Origin of the sequence: Campylobacter sp. IFREMER_LSEM_CL2151 (assembly GCF_025771725.1) — a bacterium.
In the GTDB taxonomy this organism is placed as follows: domain Bacteria; phylum Campylobacterota; class Campylobacteria; order Campylobacterales; family Campylobacteraceae; genus Campylobacter_D; species Campylobacter_D lari_C.
On record NZ_JAKMQT010000002.1, the window covers coordinates 216,450 to 233,202 of the forward strand.

General features: G+C 30.3%; 19 protein-coding genes. 11 read left to right on the top strand and 8 right to left on the bottom strand.

Annotated features, from left to right (window positions below; all coding sequences use genetic code 11):
• Positions 1–3: 3 nt before the first annotated feature.
• The 5 genes from L8V82_RS02885 to L8V82_RS02905 form a co-directional block, all read right to left on the bottom strand.
• Positions 4–441 (bottom strand): c-type cytochrome, encoded by a 438-nt coding sequence (locus tag L8V82_RS02885; protein WP_263723942.1) that lies wholly within the window; start codon positions 439–441, stop codon positions 4–6.
• Positions 442–728: 287 nt separating this feature from the next.
• Complete coding sequence (locus tag L8V82_RS02890; protein WP_263723943.1) at positions 729–2,021, bottom strand: major outer membrane protein; 1,293 nt, start codon at positions 2,019–2,021, stop codon at positions 729–731.
• Positions 2,022–2,270: 249 nt separating this feature from the next.
• Positions 2,271–2,492, bottom strand: a complete 222-nt coding sequence (locus L8V82_RS02895) for a ribbon-helix-helix protein, CopG family (protein ID WP_087684945.1) — start codon at positions 2,490–2,492, stop codon at positions 2,271–2,273.
• An 11-nt stretch (positions 2,493–2,503) separates the two neighbouring features.
• Entirely contained in the window at positions 2,504–3,067 is a 564-nt protein-coding gene (locus L8V82_RS02900; RefSeq protein ID WP_263723944.1) for a bacteriohemerythrin, read from the bottom strand.
• 77 nt (positions 3,068–3,144) lie between these two features.
• A complete protein-coding gene (locus tag L8V82_RS02905; RefSeq protein ID WP_263723945.1) occupies positions 3,145–3,732 on the bottom strand; it encodes a bacteriohemerythrin in 588 nt (195 codons plus the stop codon).
• 132 nt (positions 3,733–3,864) lie between these two features.
• On the opposite strand from L8V82_RS02905, the gene L8V82_RS02910 reads away from it, so the two are divergent.
• Both L8V82_RS02910 and L8V82_RS02915 read left to right on the top strand, forming a co-directional pair.
• On the top strand, positions 3,865–4,530 hold the full coding sequence (locus L8V82_RS02910) for a response regulator transcription factor (RefSeq protein ID WP_047208461.1): 666 nt from the start codon (positions 3,865–3,867) through the stop codon (positions 4,528–4,530).
• Entirely contained in the window at positions 4,493–5,746 is a 1,254-nt protein-coding gene (locus L8V82_RS02915; protein ID WP_263723946.1) for a sensor histidine kinase, read from the top strand. The genes L8V82_RS02910 and L8V82_RS02915 overlap by 38 nt, the downstream gene beginning before the upstream one ends.
• A gap of 2 nt (positions 5,747–5,748) precedes the next feature.
• Here the strand turns inward: L8V82_RS02915 and L8V82_RS02920 are convergent, their stop codons facing one another.
• The 3 genes from L8V82_RS02920 to ribE are packed head-to-tail and all read right to left on the bottom strand — an operon-like array spanning position 5,749 to position 7,197.
• Positions 5,749–5,955 (bottom strand): hypothetical protein, encoded by a 207-nt coding sequence (locus L8V82_RS02920; protein WP_149062476.1) that lies wholly within the window; start codon positions 5,953–5,955, stop codon positions 5,749–5,751.
• Position 5,956: 1 nt separating this feature from the next.
• Positions 5,957–6,625, bottom strand: coding sequence for a peptidoglycan editing factor PgeF (gene pgeF / locus L8V82_RS02925; RefSeq protein WP_263723947.1), 669 nt, complete (start codon positions 6,623–6,625; stop codon positions 5,957–5,959).
• Positions 6,589–7,197: a riboflavin synthase gene (gene ribE, locus L8V82_RS02930; protein ID WP_039618779.1), complete on the bottom strand. Its 609-nt coding sequence runs from the start codon at positions 7,195–7,197 to the stop codon at positions 6,589–6,591. Before ribE ends, pgeF begins: the two co-directional genes overlap by 37 nt.
• Before the next feature lie 122 nt (positions 7,198–7,319).
• Between ribE and mnmG the strand changes: the two genes are divergently transcribed.
• From mnmG to L8V82_RS02975, 9 genes are all read left to right on the top strand, one after another.
• Positions 7,320–9,170, top strand: a complete 1,851-nt coding sequence (mnmG, locus tag L8V82_RS02935) for a tRNA uridine-5-carboxymethylaminomethyl(34) synthesis enzyme MnmG (RefSeq protein ID WP_263723948.1) — start codon at positions 7,320–7,322, stop codon at positions 9,168–9,170.
• Between the two features lie 162 nt (positions 9,171–9,332).
• The gene (locus L8V82_RS02940; RefSeq protein WP_039618773.1) at positions 9,333–9,836 is read left to right on the top strand and encodes a ubiquinol cytochrome c oxidoreductase, 2Fe-2S subunit; all 504 of its coding nucleotides are present in this window, start codon (positions 9,333–9,335) and stop codon (positions 9,834–9,836) included.
• Between the two features lies 1 nt (position 9,837).
• On the top strand, positions 9,838–11,082 hold the full coding sequence (locus tag L8V82_RS02945; protein ID WP_039618771.1) for a ubiquinol cytochrome c oxidoreductase, cytochrome b subunit: 1,245 nt from the start codon (positions 9,838–9,840) through the stop codon (positions 11,080–11,082).
• A gap of 2 nt (positions 11,083–11,084) precedes the next feature.
• A complete protein-coding gene (locus L8V82_RS02950) occupies positions 11,085–12,212 on the top strand; it encodes a c-type cytochrome (RefSeq protein WP_263723949.1) in 1,128 nt (375 codons plus the stop codon).
• 173 nt (positions 12,213–12,385) lie between these two features.
• Positions 12,386–13,171, top strand: coding sequence for a 30S ribosomal protein S2 (gene rpsB, locus L8V82_RS02955; protein WP_012661799.1), 786 nt, complete (start codon positions 12,386–12,388; stop codon positions 13,169–13,171).
• Positions 13,171–14,247, top strand: coding sequence for a translation elongation factor Ts (gene tsf, locus L8V82_RS02960; RefSeq protein ID WP_039626638.1), 1,077 nt, complete (start codon positions 13,171–13,173; stop codon positions 14,245–14,247). The genes rpsB and tsf overlap by 1 nt, the downstream gene beginning before the upstream one ends.
• A 2-nt stretch (positions 14,248–14,249) precedes the next feature.
• Positions 14,250–14,885: an ABC transporter ATP-binding protein gene (locus L8V82_RS02965; protein WP_263723950.1), complete on the top strand. Its 636-nt coding sequence runs from the start codon at positions 14,250–14,252 to the stop codon at positions 14,883–14,885.
• Positions 14,872–15,642 carry a flagellar biosynthetic protein FliR gene (gene fliR / locus L8V82_RS02970; RefSeq protein WP_263723951.1) on the top strand — a complete coding sequence of 257 codons (771 nt, stop codon included), beginning with the start codon at positions 14,872–14,874 and terminating at the stop codon, positions 15,640–15,642. Before L8V82_RS02965 ends, fliR begins: the two co-directional genes overlap by 14 nt.
• A gap of 60 nt (positions 15,643–15,702) precedes the next feature.
• Positions 15,703–16,753: hypothetical protein (locus tag L8V82_RS02975; RefSeq protein WP_263723952.1), on the top strand; the 1,051-nt coding region annotated here is incomplete at its 3' end.

Sequence of the window (16,753 nt, forward strand, 5' to 3'; positions counted from 1 at the left end):
TTGTTATTTTAAAAATGTATTGTGCTTGGTTTTTGGTGCAGGCTCTTCTTCTAAAAGATCTTTTTGATTAAGCTCTATAGAAAAATTTTGTCCTTTCAAATAAGCAATAATGTGATCCATATCACTCCCGCTTAATTTTTTAGCATATATGCTCATTTGGATGTTATCGCTTGATTGATTTTTGAAATATCCATTAGCGTAGTCTTTTAAAGCACCTTTGATCTCTTCTGGGCTTAAGTCTTTAATAGCTCTTTTGCCATAAGAATTTTTTTCTCCATTTTCTCCATGGCAAGTATTGCATTTGTTTTTAAAATAAATTTCTTTAGCTTTTTCTAAGTCATAGCTAATGTTATCATTAAAAGTATAAGTAAATAAAGATTTTACATTAAAAGCTAATAGTGAATTGACAAATAAAATACTTACAATAAACAAGCGTAACATAAATATGCCTTTTTTAAATATAAATAAAGCTCGATTATATCTAAAAAAAATAAACAATTTTACTCCACTTTCACTTTTTTTAAAAAATCCAAAACCTTAAGTTATTTTACAAAGACTTATAGGGTAAAATTTTAAGAATACTAGCAAGTAAAAATATACATAGTAAAGAAGCTTTGTTTGAAAACCTACCTAATGAATTAAAATAAAAGAAATTAAAATACAAGGATTAAAAAAGAAGAGATAATTTTAGATATAGCAAGCTAAGCCAAAAGGCTTAGCTTTTATAATTAGAATTTATATAGAGCTTCAAGTCTGATGAATTGATCATCTCTATCATCTACATTAGCTTTGTTCATATCTTCGGTTAAGTAAGAATAGAAGCCGCTAAATGTAAGTTTTGGACTATATTTGTAAGATACTCTTGCGATGTATTCGTTTTTATCTGTATCAGAGATACCTGCTGCATATTCAGTTTTACCGCCGATATAGTCAAATCCTACTCTTAGTGTTTCAGCAAAAGTATAACCTAAACCTGCAAAATAGAAGAAGTTTTCACCCATATCACCTCTTAAATCACTACCCGCAGAGTAGAAAATTTGTTGGCCTGGAGCGATAACTTTACCTGTATCTTCTAAAGTAACTACAGTGTTTTTGTCTTTTTCACCATAGCCGATAACACCTGCTTGGAAATCAAAAGCAGAGATTTGTCCGCTGAATTTAGCAGCATAGAAGTTACCGTTGTCTGCATTAAAATCTCTTTCTTTGTCGCTATCTAGGCTATTTCCTAAGTATTGAGCTTGGATTTTGAAGTTCATATCGTTAAATGCAAATTTATAGCTAGCATCTACTGCATATAAGAATGCCCAGTTATTTGAGTAAGCAGCCCATACTTGGAATGCAAATGGATCAAAGTCACCTAATACAGCAGCACCGTATAGTGATGATTTAGCTAGAGTTACGTTAGCACCATTCTTAATATTACCATCAGCATCTTTTGTTGATGTTGGGTTACTCATAGAAGTATCACCATCATCTTTCCAGTTGAAAGCATCAAACCAGTAACCAGCAAAAGTTAAACCTTCGATAGAAGTATTTACTACTTTAGCTCCTGTTCCTACTAAGTCATCAGTCCAAATAGAACCAACTTCCATTTTACCGAAAGTTACGCTTGTAGCATAAGCTTCGTTAGTGTATTCTAAGTAAGCTTGATTTACAGCAAATGAAGTATGAGTATCTGTTCCTGTGTTACCACCAGTAATTTCGCCAGCATCATTATAATTTGTTTTACCAAAACCTCTATCAGTTGCATTGTATTGGAATTGAACGAAAGCTTTGAAGTTGTCATCTAAAGCTGCTTTGAAGTTTAATTGAGCTTTAAATTTATGCTCATTGTTTTTTGAGCTGTTGTAACCTTTATCTGCAATGCTATCGCCTTGAGTTAATCTATCAGATTGGAATCTGTATCTCATCATTCCTGATACATCAACATCTTTTATAGCTTCTTCAAGTGAAACAGCGTTAGCTGCTGAAAAAGCACCTGCAGCTAAAGCTGCTACTAAACTAAGTTTAACTAGTTTCATGAGAATTCTCCTTATTAAAATTAAAACTATGGCTTGAATTATAGCATAGTTTTATATAAGAATTCTTAAAGTAAATAAAAACAATATAAAATATACTAGATTATATGGTATTAGTATAAAGTAGAGATACATATCTTTAAAGATCTAGTTTGAAACTAGATCTTTAAAAACTAAGGAGTTATCTATGAATGTTTGCTTTTACAAATGTAATTATGCTCTTTGATAGTTAATGTATGGAAACTGAGAGAGTTAGCATTTTAATTTTTTGATAATACTATCTAGCTTTTTACTATCTCCATCTTTTAGATCTTCTAAAGCTTCTATAGCTGGAGCAAAATCTTCCATTTCATCAAGATAATTTTCTAAAGCATTACGTAAAATTTCAGCTTTTTTCTTTTTAGAAAATTTTGCAGTTTGACTTAAGCGTTCGTAAAGTTCTTCTGAAAGGGTTAAGGTGTATCTTTTATTCATTTTTTAGCCTTTTATTTTAGTCTTATTGCTTCTTGGCAAGTTTTGCATTTATAGCTTGCATTGGTTGTTTGTATTTTTTGATGAATTTCACAAGGTACTTTATGGATTTTATCAGCACATGAGCAAACATACTCATAAAATTCTTGTAAATCTTCTGAAGTTGTTTCATTGTCTTTTTTATTTAATTGCGCTTGGTGCCATTTTTCTATTTTCATATCTTCTCTTAAGATATGCTCTAGTAGCCATTTTGACGCAATTATATTAAGTTTTTCTTTTAAATCATTGGTGCTTTTTATATTTTGAATTAAATCTATCATAGATTGAATAATGCTTTTGTGAATTTTTTGATGATTAGCAAGTTCAGGATAACCTATTTTTGCCATATATTTTTCTTCTTCAGCAAAATGTTCTTTCATATAGTTAAAAAAATCTGCAAGTAAAAATTTGATTTGTCCTTTATGAACGGGTTTATCTGAAATCATCTCAACATTAGCAGCAAGTTCGAAAAGTTTTTTGTGCTGTTTATCGATTTCATCATTGTGAATACTGTATTTATCACACCATTTTGGTAGCATATTAACTCCTTGTTTATATTTGGCAGAGTTTTGCAGGCATTATAATTTACAATATTTTAAACTATGATTAATTTTTGTTAAATTTCAGTTTTTTCTTTGCATAAAATTAAATTAGCAGAGCATTCTTTGCATTTAAATTGTACTTTAGAATATTGCATTTTTAAATGAATATCATAAGGGACTTTGTGGGTTTTTCCTTCGCATTGACATTGATATAAAAATTTTTTTGGTTTTGGTTTTTCTTCTTCGAAGGTGTCTGAAGAATTCTTTGCTTGTGTGCTTTGTCTCCAGTGTTCTATCATCATATCATGCTGAATGATGTGTTCTATAAGCCATGAATTAACCACTATATATAATTTTTCTTTTAAATCATTAGTGCTTTTTATGCTTTGTATGAGTTTTATCATAGATTTTGTAATTTGTTTATGCATAAGTTTGTGTTGGTTTAAATAAGGATAATTAATCTCAGCCATATAGTTTTCTTCATCTTGAAAATGAATTTTAATATAGTTGAAAAATTCAGCGATAAGTTTTTTAAGTTCTACTTGGTAGATTGGTCTATCAGAAATTTCTTCAACTCTAGCAGCAAGCTCGAAGAGTTTTTGGTGCTGGGCATCGATTTTTGCATTATTAATACTGTATTTTTGATCCCATTCAGGTAGCATAACAAATCCTAAGTGCAAATTATAAAACGGTTAATATTTTATAAATATTTGGCTTTAACTCTGCTAAATTCACATTTAATTTACACAAAAAAAATATAATGTTTTAAGTAAAATGTAATAAAAAGGTTAAAAATGGCCACACAAATTCTTTTGTTAGAAGATGATATTAATTTAGGGGAAATTGTTAGTGAATTTTTAGAAGAAGAAGGTTTTGTAGTTACTTTAGTGGATAATGCTCAAGATGCACAAGATAAAGCTTATGAGAAAAATTTTGATTTATGGATTTTAGATGTAAAAGTTCCACAAGGTGATGGTTTTAGTGTGCTTAAAAATTTAAGAGAAGCTGGTAAATACACACCGGCTATTTTTATGACTTCATTAAATACTACTATGGATTTACAAAAGGGATTTGAAAGCGGTTGTGATGATTATATTAAAAAGCCTTTTGAATTGCAGGAGTTAAAAATAAGAATTAATGCTATTTTAAAGCGTTCTTTTGCTCATAAAAATGAAGATTATGAGGACTTAGGAAATGGTTTTAAATTTGCTTTTGTTTCGCAAACTTTATACCAAGATGACAAGCCTTTAACCCTGCCTTTAAAAGAATTAAAGCTTTTATCTTTACTTTTAAAAAACAAAGGTAAATTTATAGATACTGCTTGTATTTTTGAAGAAATTTGGGAGTATGATCAAGAGCCAAGTGAGCTTAGTTTAAGAGCTTATGTAAAAAATTTGCGAAAAATTTTAGGTAAAGATAGTATTGTCAATCAAAGAGGAAGAGGGTATTGCTATGTATGAAGCCAAGCGTGTTGCATGGCAGATTCTTTCTTTGTATTTAGTAAGTATAGGAAGTGTTCTTATAGTGCTTTTTGGTGTATGGTATGCAAAGTTAATAGAAGAATTAGTAACTGAGTATAGCATAAAATTAAGACAAGAGCACCGTTTTGTAATTTTACAAATGGAAAAATTACGTTTTGAGCCTATAGAAAAAGGTGCTAGAAAAATTGCTCAAATTTCTAATATAAAATTTGCAATATTTGATAGAACAAAAGTTTATTTTTCTAACCTAGATTTGCCTGCTCAAACAACTTTTTTTAAACTCAATAATGCAAATATTTATAATAATAACACTCTAATTTATGTAGCTGATGTGAATTTAAATAATTTATTGCTTGCAAACGCGCAAAGTCAAAATGCTTTAGAAGTTTTAGGTGATGTTAATCGTTTGAGGGTTTTAGTGCAAGGTGATGATATTTCTAAAGAGCTTGGATTTATAAGGTTTAAAGTAGCTTTGGCTATGGTTTTTTCTTTGATTTTTGTAAGTATAATGGGGTATTTAATCCTTAAATTTGCGCTCAAGCCTTTAGAAATGAGGATAAGATTTTTAAATAATTTTATAAAAGATACTACTCATGAGATTAATACGCCAATTAGTGCGATATTAATGAGTGTAGAGAGTTTGGAAAGAAAAAAGAATTTTGAAGAAATTAAGGCTTTAAAGCGTGTAAAAATAGCAGCTTTGACTTTGAGTCATTTGTATTCAGATTTAACTTTTTTAAATTTTTCTCAAGCTTATGAAGCTAAAAAAGATTGGATATTTTTAAAAGATTTGATTAAAGAAAGAATGGAGTATTTCAAGATATTTTTGGAGCAAAAAAATATCGACTTAGAGCTTAGCTTGGAAAATGATGGAAAAATTTATGCTAACAAAGAGCAGTTTTTTAAAATGTTTGATAATCTTGTTAATAACGCTATAAAATATAATATAAAAAATGGTTATATTAAAATAACACTTTTAGAGCAAAAACTTATAATAACAGATAGTGGTTGTGGTATAGCAAAAGAAAATTTGGCTAATATTTTTGAGCGTTATTCAAGATTTAATGAAAATCAAGGTGGTTTTGGTATAGGGCTTTCTTTGGTAGATAAAATTTGTAAAGAGCATAATATAAAAATAAAAGTAGAAAGTGAGCTAAATAAAGGAACAAAATTTATTTTAACTTGGAAAAATTAAAATTATTTATTGCTCATTTTGGCCTTTTCTTTGGCATTTATAAGCGTTGTGATAAATTCATTTAAATTTTTTGTATCGTTTTGATTTAGAGTTTGTGAGGTGTGATTTAGCATTTGAGTGATTAAAACTTCGTTGCTTAAATCATTATCACCAAATTCTCTAGCCTTTTGTAAAATTTTCAAAGCAAGTAAATTTTTTACTTCATACATTTTAATCCTTTAAATAAATCACGCTAGCAATGCGCTTTGGAGTTTGGTTTTTTCTATAAGAAAAAAATCTCTCATCATCAAAAGTGCAAAGATTGATATCAAAAATATCATTAATACCTAATTCTTTTGCTTGAAATTTAACTAATGCTTTTAAATCAAGCTTATTTTCATGTAAAAAAGGTGCAAATTTTTCTTTGCTATAATTTAAAACCTCGCCATTAATTTCATAATTTTTAGCACAAATTCCTACTGATATGATGAGTTGCAAATTCTTGGTTTGAGTGTTAAAGCTTTTTTGCATTTTTAAAACAGCTTCTTTTAAGATGTTTTCAAAACAACCTTTTCTACCCGAATGTAAAGCTGCTACGGCTTTATTTTCATCATCATATAAAAGCAAAGGCAAGCAATCAGCACTTAAAATACACAAAGCTATATTTTTTTCATTGCTAATTATCCCATCAGCGTTAAAATGAAAATCTTTATTATAATGAGTGATGATATTAGAATGAATTTGATTTAAAAATACACACTTTTTTATAGAATTTTCCCAAGGAAAAATATTATCATAAATTTTTGCTCTAAAAATATTATAATCTTGATCAAAGGCTACAAAAGCTTTTGCAAAATCATTTTCTAATAAAGTGATGTAATTTTGTCTATTTGTTGCCATGAAATTTCTTTTTTATAATTTAATTGTCTGTGTATATATCTTGCTAAAAGATCACTTTCTATATTCACGCGTCTTCCTATGGTATAGTTTTTAAACAAGGTTTCATTAAAGGTTATAGGAATGATAGTTAAACGAATACCATCTTTTAAAACTTCATTGATAGTTAAGCTCACCCCATCTATGGCTACACTTGCTTTATTTGCCATATAAATTTGTATATCATCAGGACATTTAATATAAAAATCAACCCCGTTTTCCTTTTTAGAAATATTAGTAATTTCACCTATACCATCAATATGTCCTTGCATTAAATGCCCATCTATTCTATCGCCATAAGCTAGCGCAGGTTCAATATGCACATAGTCTTTTAAATTTTCAATAGCTATGTGAGTTCTTGTTTCATAAGAAAGTTCAAGGTTAAAACCATCATCAAAAAGTTTTGTTACGCTCAAACACGCACCATTAACTGCTATGCTATCGCCTAGTTTTGGTTTGTAGTTTGCTTTTAATCTTAAAGTGTTGTTTTGATATGATTTGACAAAGGCTAATTCGCGGATTAATCCATTAAACATTCAATACCTTTAATTTTTATGAGATTTTATCTAAAACTTTTAAATTTCAAAAAGTATTTTTAGTATTTTATTTTAAAAAATATTATATAATTTTTGCCTTTTTATAAAAATGAGGTCAAAATATGTATGATATAATCGTAATAGGTGGCGGGCATGCTGGAGTTGAGGCTAGTGCTGCTGCCGCTAGAATGGGTAAAAAAACTTTACTTTTAACTACTTTAATCGAGCAAATTGGTGCTGCAAGTTGTAATCCCGCTATAGGTGGTTTAGCAAAAGGACATTTGGTAAAAGAGCTTGATGCTATGGGTGGACTTATGGGGCAAATTACCGATGAGGCTGGAATTCAATTTAGAATTTTAAATGAAAGTAAAGGTGTTGCAGTGCGCGGAAGTAGAGCGCAAATTGATATGGATGCTTATAGAATTTGTGCTAGAAATAAGCTTTTAAAACTTGAAAATTTAGAAATTTCTCAAGAGCAAGCTTTGTCTTTGCTTATAGAAAATGATGAAGTTAAGGGCGTTAAAACTAATTTAGAAAATACATATTTTGCCAAAAAAATCATACTTACAACAGGAACTTTTTTAAATGGACTTATCCATATAGGTGAAACCAAGCTTCAAGCAGGTAGGGTAGGTGAGCTTGCGTCTGTAAATTTGGGAGATTACTTAAAACAAAGTGGTTTAAAAGTAGGAAGATTAAAAACAGGAACTTGCCCAAGGGTTGATGCTAAAAGTATTGATTTTAGTGTTTTAGAAATTCAACCTGGAGATGAAAATCCTAAAGCTTTTAGCTTTAAAACGAAAAATTTCAAGCCTAATCAACTTCCATGTTATATAGCAAGAACAAATTTAAAAACACATGAGATTATAAAAAGTAATTTTTACCGTGCTCCGCTTTTTACAGGACAAATTGAAGGTATAGGACCAAGATATTGTCCTTCTATAGAAGATAAGATTAATCGTTTTGGTGATAAAGAAAGTCATCATTTATTTATAGAACCACAAACTAAAGATGCGACTGAATATTATATCAATGGCTTTTCTACCTCGCTTCCTTATGAAGTGCAAATTGCAATGCTAAGAAGTATAAAAGGTTTTGAAAATGCTAAAATCACGCGTTTTGGTTATGCTATAGAGTATGATTACATTGATCCAACAGAATTAAAACATACTTTAGAAACTAAAAAGATTAAAAATTTATATTGTGCTGGGCAAATTAATGGAACTACTGGTTATGAAGAAGCAGCTGCACAAGGTTTTATGGCAGGAGTGAATGCGGTTTTAGCAATTGATGAAAAAGAACCTTTTGTGCTAAGGCGTGATGAGGCTTATATAGGGGTATTAATCGATGATTTAGTGATGAAAGGCACCAAAGAGCCTTATAGAATGTTTACTTCAAGAGCTGAGTATAGACTGCTCTTAAGAGAAGAAAATGCTATTTTAAGACTTGGAGAATATGGATATAATTTTAAACTTTTAAGTCAAGAAGATTATGCATATATTGATAATATAAAACAAAATGTTAGCAAAGGACTTGAGTTTTTACTTCAAACTACATGGACACCAAGTAAGCAAAATAATGAATTTTTACAAAGTATTGAAGAAGAAAAGATCACTTCAATAGTGAGCTTGCAAAAAATTGTTGCAAGAGCTAGTTTTAATATAGAAAAATTAAAAGCTTTAGATGAAATGTTTAAAAATATGGATGAGTATTCTTTAAATGAAATTTTAAATGAAGCAAAGTATTATCATTATATAGCAATGCAAAAAGCACAAATTGAAAAAATGAAAAATTTAAATGATTTGAAAATCCCTGAAAATTTTGACTTTAAAAGTGTGAGTGGATTGAGTAATGAAGTGGTAGAAAAACTGCAAAAATTTAATCCACCAACTATTTTTGCTGCTTCACAAATTAGCGGTATTACTCCTGCTGCTTTGGATATTTTGCATATTTATATCAAAATGAAAAAATAAACTAATTTATATAGTATCTATTACCTTAAATAAAATAGATACTATCTTTTTTAAACAAATACTTTTATATCTTAAACAAGGCTTTTTATATCAAAGAAAAAATTTATCATTTTTTAGATAAACTGCTATGCTTTACATACAAATCAAAACAAAGGAAGTAAAATGGCTACATCTGAAAGTAGACGAAGCTTTATGGGCTTTGCCTTTGGAACAGTAGCTGCTGTGGGTGGTGCTTTTTCATTAGTTGCAATGAAAAAAACATGGGATCCGCTCCCAAGTGTAAAAGCAGCAGGTATTACTACTGTAGATCTTTCTGGTATGAAAGAGGGCGAGCTAAGAACAATTGAATGGCGTAAAAAGCCTATATTTATCTTAAAAAAAGATGCAGATATGGCAAAAGATAGCAATAGAGATGTTGTTGTAGGTGATGTTGCTTATACTGTAGTTATTGGTCTTTGTACGCATTTAGGCTGTATTCCAGCTTACGCTCCAAGCGAAAAATTATTTAAGTGTGCATGCCATGGTGGCGAATTTGACACTAGTGGTAAAAATGTATTTGGTCCTCCTCCAAGACCTTTGGACATTCCTCCTTTTAGAATTGATGGAACAAAATTAGTATTAGGCGAAGAAGGTCCAGAATATAAAAAAATGATCGCGGAGGCTTAATATGGCACAGATAAAAAAAGCAAACGGTATTGTAGATTGGCTTGATCAAAGACTAGCTGTAAATAAGCTTTTTAATGTTTTAATGGCTCAATATTGGATACCAAAACAAATTAACTTCTTATGGGCAATGGGTGTTATTTTAACCACTCTTTTTGCTATTTTATTTATTTCAGGTTTATTTTTAGTAATGTATTATAAGCCAGATGTGGCTTTGGCTTTTGATAGTGTAAATAAAACTATCATGCAAGAAGTAGAGTATGGTTGGCTTTGGCGTCATATGCACGGTGTGGCTGCTTCGGTTGTATTTTTAATCATATATATTCACATGCTAACAGGAATTTATTATGGCTCTTATAAAAAGGGTCGTGAGATGATTTGGATTAGTGGTATGCTTTTATTTGTTGTATTTTCAGCAGAAGCATTTAGTGGATATATGCTACCTTGGGGACAAATGAGCTTTTGGGCTGCTCAAGTTATTACTCAGCTTTTTGGTGGAATTCCTTTTATAGGTGATGCATTGGTTATTTGGATAAGAGGAGATTTTGCGGTTTCAGATCCAACTTTAACTAGATTTTTTATGTTGCATGTATGTTTATTGCCTATTGTAATTTTGGCAATTATTGCATTCCACTTTTATTCTTTAAGAATTCCTCATGTAAATAATGAAATCTCAGAAGAAATTGATTTTGATTTAGAAGCTGAAAAATATTTAGCAGGCGATACAAAAGGTTCTAAAGTTATTCCTTTTTGGCCAGGATTTTTAGCTAAAGATTTTATGTATATTGCGCTATTTATGATTTTCTTCTTTTACTTGGTATGTTTTAAATTCAATTTTGCAATGGACCCAATCAACTTTGACCCAGCAAATTCTTTAAAAACACCTCCTCATATTTATCCTGAATGGTATTTCTTGTGGAGTTATGAAGTTTTAAGAGGATTTTTCTTTGATGTTGGAAGCATTAAGGCTTTTGATATAGGACTTGCAGCATTTGGTATAGCACAAATTATTTTCTTCTTGTTACCTTGGCTTGATAGAAGTGATGTTGTAAAACCAGCACACGAAAGACCAATGTTTTTTGTATGGTTTTGGGTATTATTGATAGATTTAATTGTACTAACAGTTTATGGAAAGCTCCCTCCAACAGGAATTAACGCTTGGATAGGATTTTATGCTTCTATGGTATTTTTACTATTATTGTTAGTGGTCTTACCAATTATTACTATCATGGAAAGAAAAAGGGGCTAATAATGAGAGAATTAAAAATATTTTTTGTAGTTGTCTTTTTCACAGGTTTAGTTTATTGGGGGGTTGAGCCTTATGCACATTCAGTGATGAATCCTCCTTCAACTCCGGTTAATTTTGACTTTGCAAAAGCTGATGCAGAATTTACCAAAGGTGAAGTTGCTTTAAAAGAAAAAGCAGCAATGGATGCTAATGCTTCAGGAAGTGAAAAAGCTATAGCTAATGCTCAAAAAGCATTAGAGCTTGCTAAAAGCCAAGAAGAAGCTACTAAGCAATTATGGGAAAAAATCGCAAAAATCGATTTTAGCAAAGGTAATGCACAAAAAGGAAAAGAGCTTTTTGAAGGCAATTGTATTGCATGTCATGGTGTAAAAGCTGCTGGAATTCCTGCTACTATCACAGATTCTTCTTTAGGTGTAACACCTCCTGATTTAAGTGATGCTGGTGCTATTTATGATGAGAAATTTTTAACCGCACTTATTATTGATCCGGTTAAAGCTTTGCAAATTTCACATAAATTTAATGATGAAAATCCATTCTTAATGCCTGCTTATCCTTTAAGTGGCGATGAAGCACAAGATAATCAAGATTTAGCAGACTTAATTGCATTCTTTAAAAATACAGCTAGTGAATATGAAAAAGAATTTGATGTAAAATTAAAAGCTGATTTAGAAGAAAAATATGCTAAAAATCAAGAGCTTTCAGAGCAGGCAAAAACAGCTTTAATTGCAAAAGAGTTTGATTTTGCTAAAAACAAACATACGTTTGAAAATGCTTGTGGAAGATGCCATGATGTAAAATATGATGGCTTTGTTTCAAGCTCAAATATGAGTGATTTAAAAAATTATCTTGGTATGACACCTCCAGATCTATCTATGATGATTCGTTCTAAAGGCGCGCATTATCTTGAAATTTTCATTAACGAACCTCAAAAGAAAATTCACGGTACTGCTATGCCAAGAGTTGGCTTAAATGAAAAAGCACAAACTCAAGTTATTAATTATCTTGAAAAAGTTGGTGATAGTAAAAAAGAAGAAAGAGAGCAAACAGGAATTTATATTATGATATTCTTTGCTATCTTAAGTATTTTTGCTATAGGTTGGAAAAGATCAGTTTGGTCTAAACTACACTAATTTACTCAAAGAACGCCTTTTGGCGTTCTTTTTCTTCAATAATAAGCTAAATATAAAATAAAATTTGATATAATATTTTTTCATTTCACACGCATTAATTTCCTTATTAGGTTGCTTATGGGTTAAAGAATGCGGAGGAATAAACCTAATTATTTTATTTCAAGGAGAATTTCATGGTAAGCATGAGAGATTTATTAGAGTGCGGTGTGCACTTTGGACACCAAACAAGAAGATGGAATCCAAAAATGAAAAAATTTATTTTTGGTGAAAGAAAAGGTATTTATGTAATTGATTTACAAAAAACACTTAGATACTTTAGATATACATATAATATCGTTCGTGATGCTGCTGCAGAAGGTAAAACAATTTTATTTGTTGGTACTAAAAAACAAGCAGGTGGAGCGATTAAAGAATATGCTGAAAAATGCGGTATGCCTTATGTAAATCACAGATGGCTTGGTGGTATGATGACTAACTTTGGAACTATCCGCCAATCTATTAGAAAATTAGAAGTTATAGAAAAAATGGAAGAAGATGGAAGCATTAAGCTTTTAACTAAAAAAGAAGCATTAATGCTTACTAGAAAAAAAGAAAAGTTGTTAGCATATCTTGGTGGTATTAGATATATGAAAACTCAACCTGATATGATTTTTGTTATTGATACTGTTAAAGAAAAAATTGCAGTACAAGAAGCTAATAGATTAAAAATCCCTGTAGTTGCTCCGCTAGATACAAACTGCGATCCTGACTTAGTTGATTTCCCAATTCCAGGAAATGATGATGCAATTCGTTCAGTTCAACTTTTCTGCCAAGAAATGGCTGAAGCAATCAATGAAGGTAAAGCATTAAGAGAGCAAGATGGTGAAGCAAATGAAGAACAACCAATCTCTGAAGAAGAAAAAAAAGAAGTTTTAGAAGAAGCTATGAGTGAAGAAGATTTTGAAGGAGATAAAGAATAATGGCTGAAATCACTGCACAAATGGTAAAAGAACTGCGCGAAAGTACTGGCGCAGGTATGATGGATTGTAAAAATGCTCTAAAAGACACAGATGGTGATTTTGAAAAAGCAGTGCAACTTTTAAGAGAAAAAGGACTTGGAAAAGCTGATAAAAAAGCTGATCGTTTAGCTGCTGAAGGTTTAGTAAGTGTAAAAGTAAGTGATGATTTTAAATGTGCAACGGTTAGTGAGATAAATTCTGAAACAGATTTTGTTGCTAAAAATGAACAATTTATCGCTTTAACAAAAGATACAACAGCACATATTCAAGCTAAAAGTCTTCAAAATGTTGAAGAATTACATTCAAGCGAGATTAATGGTGTTAAATTTGAAGAGTATTTAAAAAGTCAAATTGCAACTATTGGTGAAAATTTAGTTGTTAGAAGATTTGCTACTTTAAAAGCGGGTGCTAATGGCATTGTAAATGGTTATATTCATACTAATGGTCGTGTGGGTGTGGTTATTGCTGCAGCTTGCGATAGCGAAGCTACAGCTAGCAAGTGTGGAGAATTTTTAAAGCATATTTGTATGCATATTGCTGCAATGAAACCAAGTTATTTATCTTATGAAGAACTTGATATGGATTTTGTAGAAAATGAATACAAAGCTTTAGTTGCTGAGTTAGAAAAAGAGAACGAAGAAAGAAGAAGATTAAAAGATCCTAATAAACCAGAGCATAAAATTCCAAAATATGCAAGTAGAAAACAATTAACTCAAGAGGTAATTCAAGCAGCTGAAGAAGCTATTAAAGCTGAGCTTCAAGCACAAGGTAAGCCAGAAAAAATTTGGCCTAATATTATCCCAGGTAAGTTAAATAGCTTTATTGCGGATAATTCTCAACTTGACAGCAGACTTACTTTAATGGGTCAGTTTTATGTAATGGATGATAAAAAAACTATCGAGCAAGTAATTGCTGATAAAGAAAAAGAGCTAGGTGGAACTATTAAAATAGTTGAATTTATTCGCTTTGAAGTAGGTGAAGGCCTAGAAAAGAAAACCGAAGATTTTGCTGCTGAAGTTGCTGCGCAAATTGGTTAAAAATGGAACTTTTAAAAGCGGAAAATTTAAGCCATAGTTTTGATATTCCGCTTTTTGAAAATTTAAATTTTGCTGTAAATGCAAAAGATTGTATTGCAATATGTGGAAGTAGTGGATGTGGTAAATCCACTCTTTTGCATATTTTATCTACCTTATTAAAACCTCAATCAGGAAAAATTTTTTATAATAATCAAGACTTATACGGTTTAAATGATGATGCTTTGCTAGAAATTCGTAGAAAAGATTTTGGAATTATTTTTCAAATGCATTATTTGTTTAAAGGTTTTTTGGCTTTTGAAAATATAGAACTTGCGAGTGTTTTAAGCGGACAGAATATTGATTATGAATTATTAAAAAAACTTGATATTGCAGATTTAATGAATCAAAAAATCACAAAGCTAAGTGGTGGGCAACAGCAACGAGTGAGCATAGCTAGGGTTTTAAGTAAAAGGCCAAAGATTATTTTTGCTGATGAAGCTACCGGAAATTTAGATTTTAAAAATGCTTTAAATGTAATGGATATTTTGATTGATTATATCAAGAAAAATAACGCAGCTTTGATTTTTGTTACGCACGATCAAGAGCTTGCTAAAAAATGTGACAAGGTTTTTTACTTAAACAATCATGGAATTTGTTAAATATTTAGGCGATGAAAATGTAGTTATTTTCATGCTTTTGTTTGCTAGAATGAGCGGGTTATTAGTTTTTTTCCCTTTTTTTTCTCACAATAGCATACCTTTGGTGGTAAAAACTACCTTAGCTTTATTTTTAACAATGTTTTTATATCCCTTAGCAAAGCTTGAGGGTAATACACCTGATTCTTTTTTTATTTTATATCTTTTAAGTGAAGTACTTTTTGGTATGATGGCAGGGTTGATTTTGCAAATGACTTTTGCTATTTTGCAAATGGCAGGTGAGCAGGTTTCTTTTACCATGGGATTTTCTATGGCTAGTGTTATGGATCCTACAACTGGCACAAACACACCTGTAATCTCACAAGTTTTAAATTTATTGGCTTTGCTTGTATTTTTGGCCTTTGATGGACATCATTTAGTTTTGCTTTTTATATCTAATTCATTAGAATATATTAGTTTAGGCGGGTTTTATCCACATGAAAATTTAATGCTTTATTTAAATAAAGCCATGGTAAATATTTTTGTACTTGGTTTTTCTATGGCTTTTCCAGTTTTGGCTATATCTTTATTATCAGATGTGATTTTTGGTATGCTTATGAAAACTATGCCACAATTTAATCTTTTAGTGGTGGGGTATCCTATTAAGATATTCTTATCTTTTGCAGTGCTTATTGCTATTTTGCTTATTATGATGCAGTATTTTAAAAATTTAACAATGAAAAGTTTTGAGCATATGGAATTATTATTTTTTAATATATAAGCAATAAATAATTAAAAATGTTTTAAAATAAGATATTTCTTTAATTTTGGGAGATGACAGATGAAGGTTTTGCTGATAAATTCTAATACGGCTGTTTCAAAGCTAATCAGTTTAGGTGTTCAAAAATTAGGTTATGATTTTGAAGAAATTACAAATACTGAGGAGCTTGGAGAATTTTATGATGTTATTATCATAGATCATGATATTGAAGCTAATTTAGATGATTTAAAAAGCAAATGTAATAGATTGATTTGTTTATTACCTAGAAATCAAGAGCAAGTAGAAAGCGTAGAATGTTTATATAAACCTTTTTTGCCAACTGACTTTATAGAGCTTTTGGGTGGTGAAAAAACTTTAAATGAAGATAAAAATAATACTTTAAAAGAAGATGAATTAAATTTTGACGATGATGTTTTAATTGACAAAGATACACCTTTGGATGGAAATGAACTTTTAGCTGGTATTGACTTGTCTGAGCATGAAGAGAGTTTAAGTGAAGATGATTTAAGTTTGCAAGAAGAATTTTTTGAAGAGAATTTAGATGATGAATTAAAAGTTGACAATATACCTGAAACAACAGATGTATTAGTAGATGAAAAAAAAGATGAAGATGATTTGGCGTTGCTAGATGATTTACATGAAGAAAATATAGAAGAAAATATAGAAGAAAATATAGAAGAAAATATAGAAGAAAATATAGAAGAAAATCCCGCCAAAATGGATTCTTTTGATGAATTGCCTATGGTTGAAGAAATGGGTGAAAAAGAGATGAGTTTTGATGATTTGCCTGAGGATGCTCAATTTATTGGGGAAATAAAAGAAGATAATAGCGTTGTAGAAGAAAATGAACCCTTGGTAGAAGAGCTTTTAGAAGATGAAGTTATGGATTTTGAGCCAGAAGAAGAATTAAGCACTCAAGATAAAATAAAAGAAGAACTAGCTGCTATTGATGAGCTTGATGAAGAGTTGAATGGTCTTGATGAGGAGTCAATGCAAGATTTTGATACTCAAGAAGCAAGTAATAATGAAAATGCGCAGGTTTTAGATTTAGAGGAAAATATAGAGGAAAATATAGAGGAAAATATAGAGGAAAATATAGAGGAAAATATAG

What these genes read in the sequence shown, in the direction of transcription:
- L8V82_RS02940 (WP_039618773.1), top strand. Translation starts at nt 9,333, where the DNA reads ATGGCTACATCTGAAAGTAGACGAAGCTTTATGGGCTTTGCCTTTGGA.
- rpsB (WP_012661799.1), top strand. Translation starts at nt 12,386, where the DNA reads ATGGTAAGCATGAGAGATTTATTAGAGTGCGGTGTGCACTTTGGACAC.
- L8V82_RS02910 (WP_047208461.1), top strand. Translation starts at nt 3,865, where the DNA reads ATGGCCACACAAATTCTTTTGTTAGAAGATGATATTAATTTAGGGGAA.
- L8V82_RS02905 (WP_263723945.1), bottom strand. Translation starts at nt 3,732, where the DNA reads ATGCTACCTGAATGGGATCAAAAATACAGTATTAATAATGCAAAAATC.
- L8V82_RS02950 (WP_263723949.1), top strand. Translation starts at nt 11,085, where the DNA reads ATGAGAGAATTAAAAATATTTTTTGTAGTTGTCTTTTTCACAGGTTTA.
- L8V82_RS02945 (WP_039618771.1), top strand. Translation starts at nt 9,838, where the DNA reads ATGGCACAGATAAAAAAAGCAAACGGTATTGTAGATTGGCTTGATCAA.
- L8V82_RS02900 (WP_263723944.1), bottom strand. Translation starts at nt 3,067, where the DNA reads ATGCTACCAAAATGGTGTGATAAATACAGTATTCACAATGATGAAATC.
- ribE (WP_039618779.1), bottom strand. Translation starts at nt 7,197, where the DNA reads ATGTTTAATGGATTAATCCGCGAATTAGCCTTTGTCAAATCATATCAA.
- L8V82_RS02885 (WP_263723942.1), bottom strand. Translation starts at nt 441, where the DNA reads ATGTTACGCTTGTTTATTGTAAGTATTTTATTTGTCAATTCACTATTA.
- L8V82_RS02890 (WP_263723943.1), bottom strand. Translation starts at nt 2,021, where the DNA reads ATGAAACTAGTTAAACTTAGTTTAGTAGCAGCTTTAGCTGCAGGTGCT.
- pgeF (WP_263723947.1), bottom strand. Translation starts at nt 6,625, where the DNA reads ATGGCAACAAATAGACAAAATTACATCACTTTATTAGAAAATGATTTT.
- L8V82_RS02895 (WP_087684945.1), bottom strand. Translation starts at nt 2,492, where the DNA reads ATGAATAAAAGATACACCTTAACCCTTTCAGAAGAACTTTACGAACGC.
- tsf (WP_039626638.1), top strand. Translation starts at nt 13,171, where the DNA reads ATGGCTGAAATCACTGCACAAATGGTAAAAGAACTGCGCGAAAGTACT.
- mnmG (WP_263723948.1), top strand. Translation starts at nt 7,320, where the DNA reads ATGTATGATATAATCGTAATAGGTGGCGGGCATGCTGGAGTTGAGGCT.
- fliR (WP_263723951.1), top strand. Translation starts at nt 14,872, where the DNA reads ATGGAATTTGTTAAATATTTAGGCGATGAAAATGTAGTTATTTTCATG.
- L8V82_RS02920 (WP_149062476.1), bottom strand. Translation starts at nt 5,955, where the DNA reads ATGTATGAAGTAAAAAATTTACTTGCTTTGAAAATTTTACAAAAGGCT.
- L8V82_RS02965 (WP_263723950.1), top strand. Translation starts at nt 14,250, where the DNA reads ATGGAACTTTTAAAAGCGGAAAATTTAAGCCATAGTTTTGATATTCCG.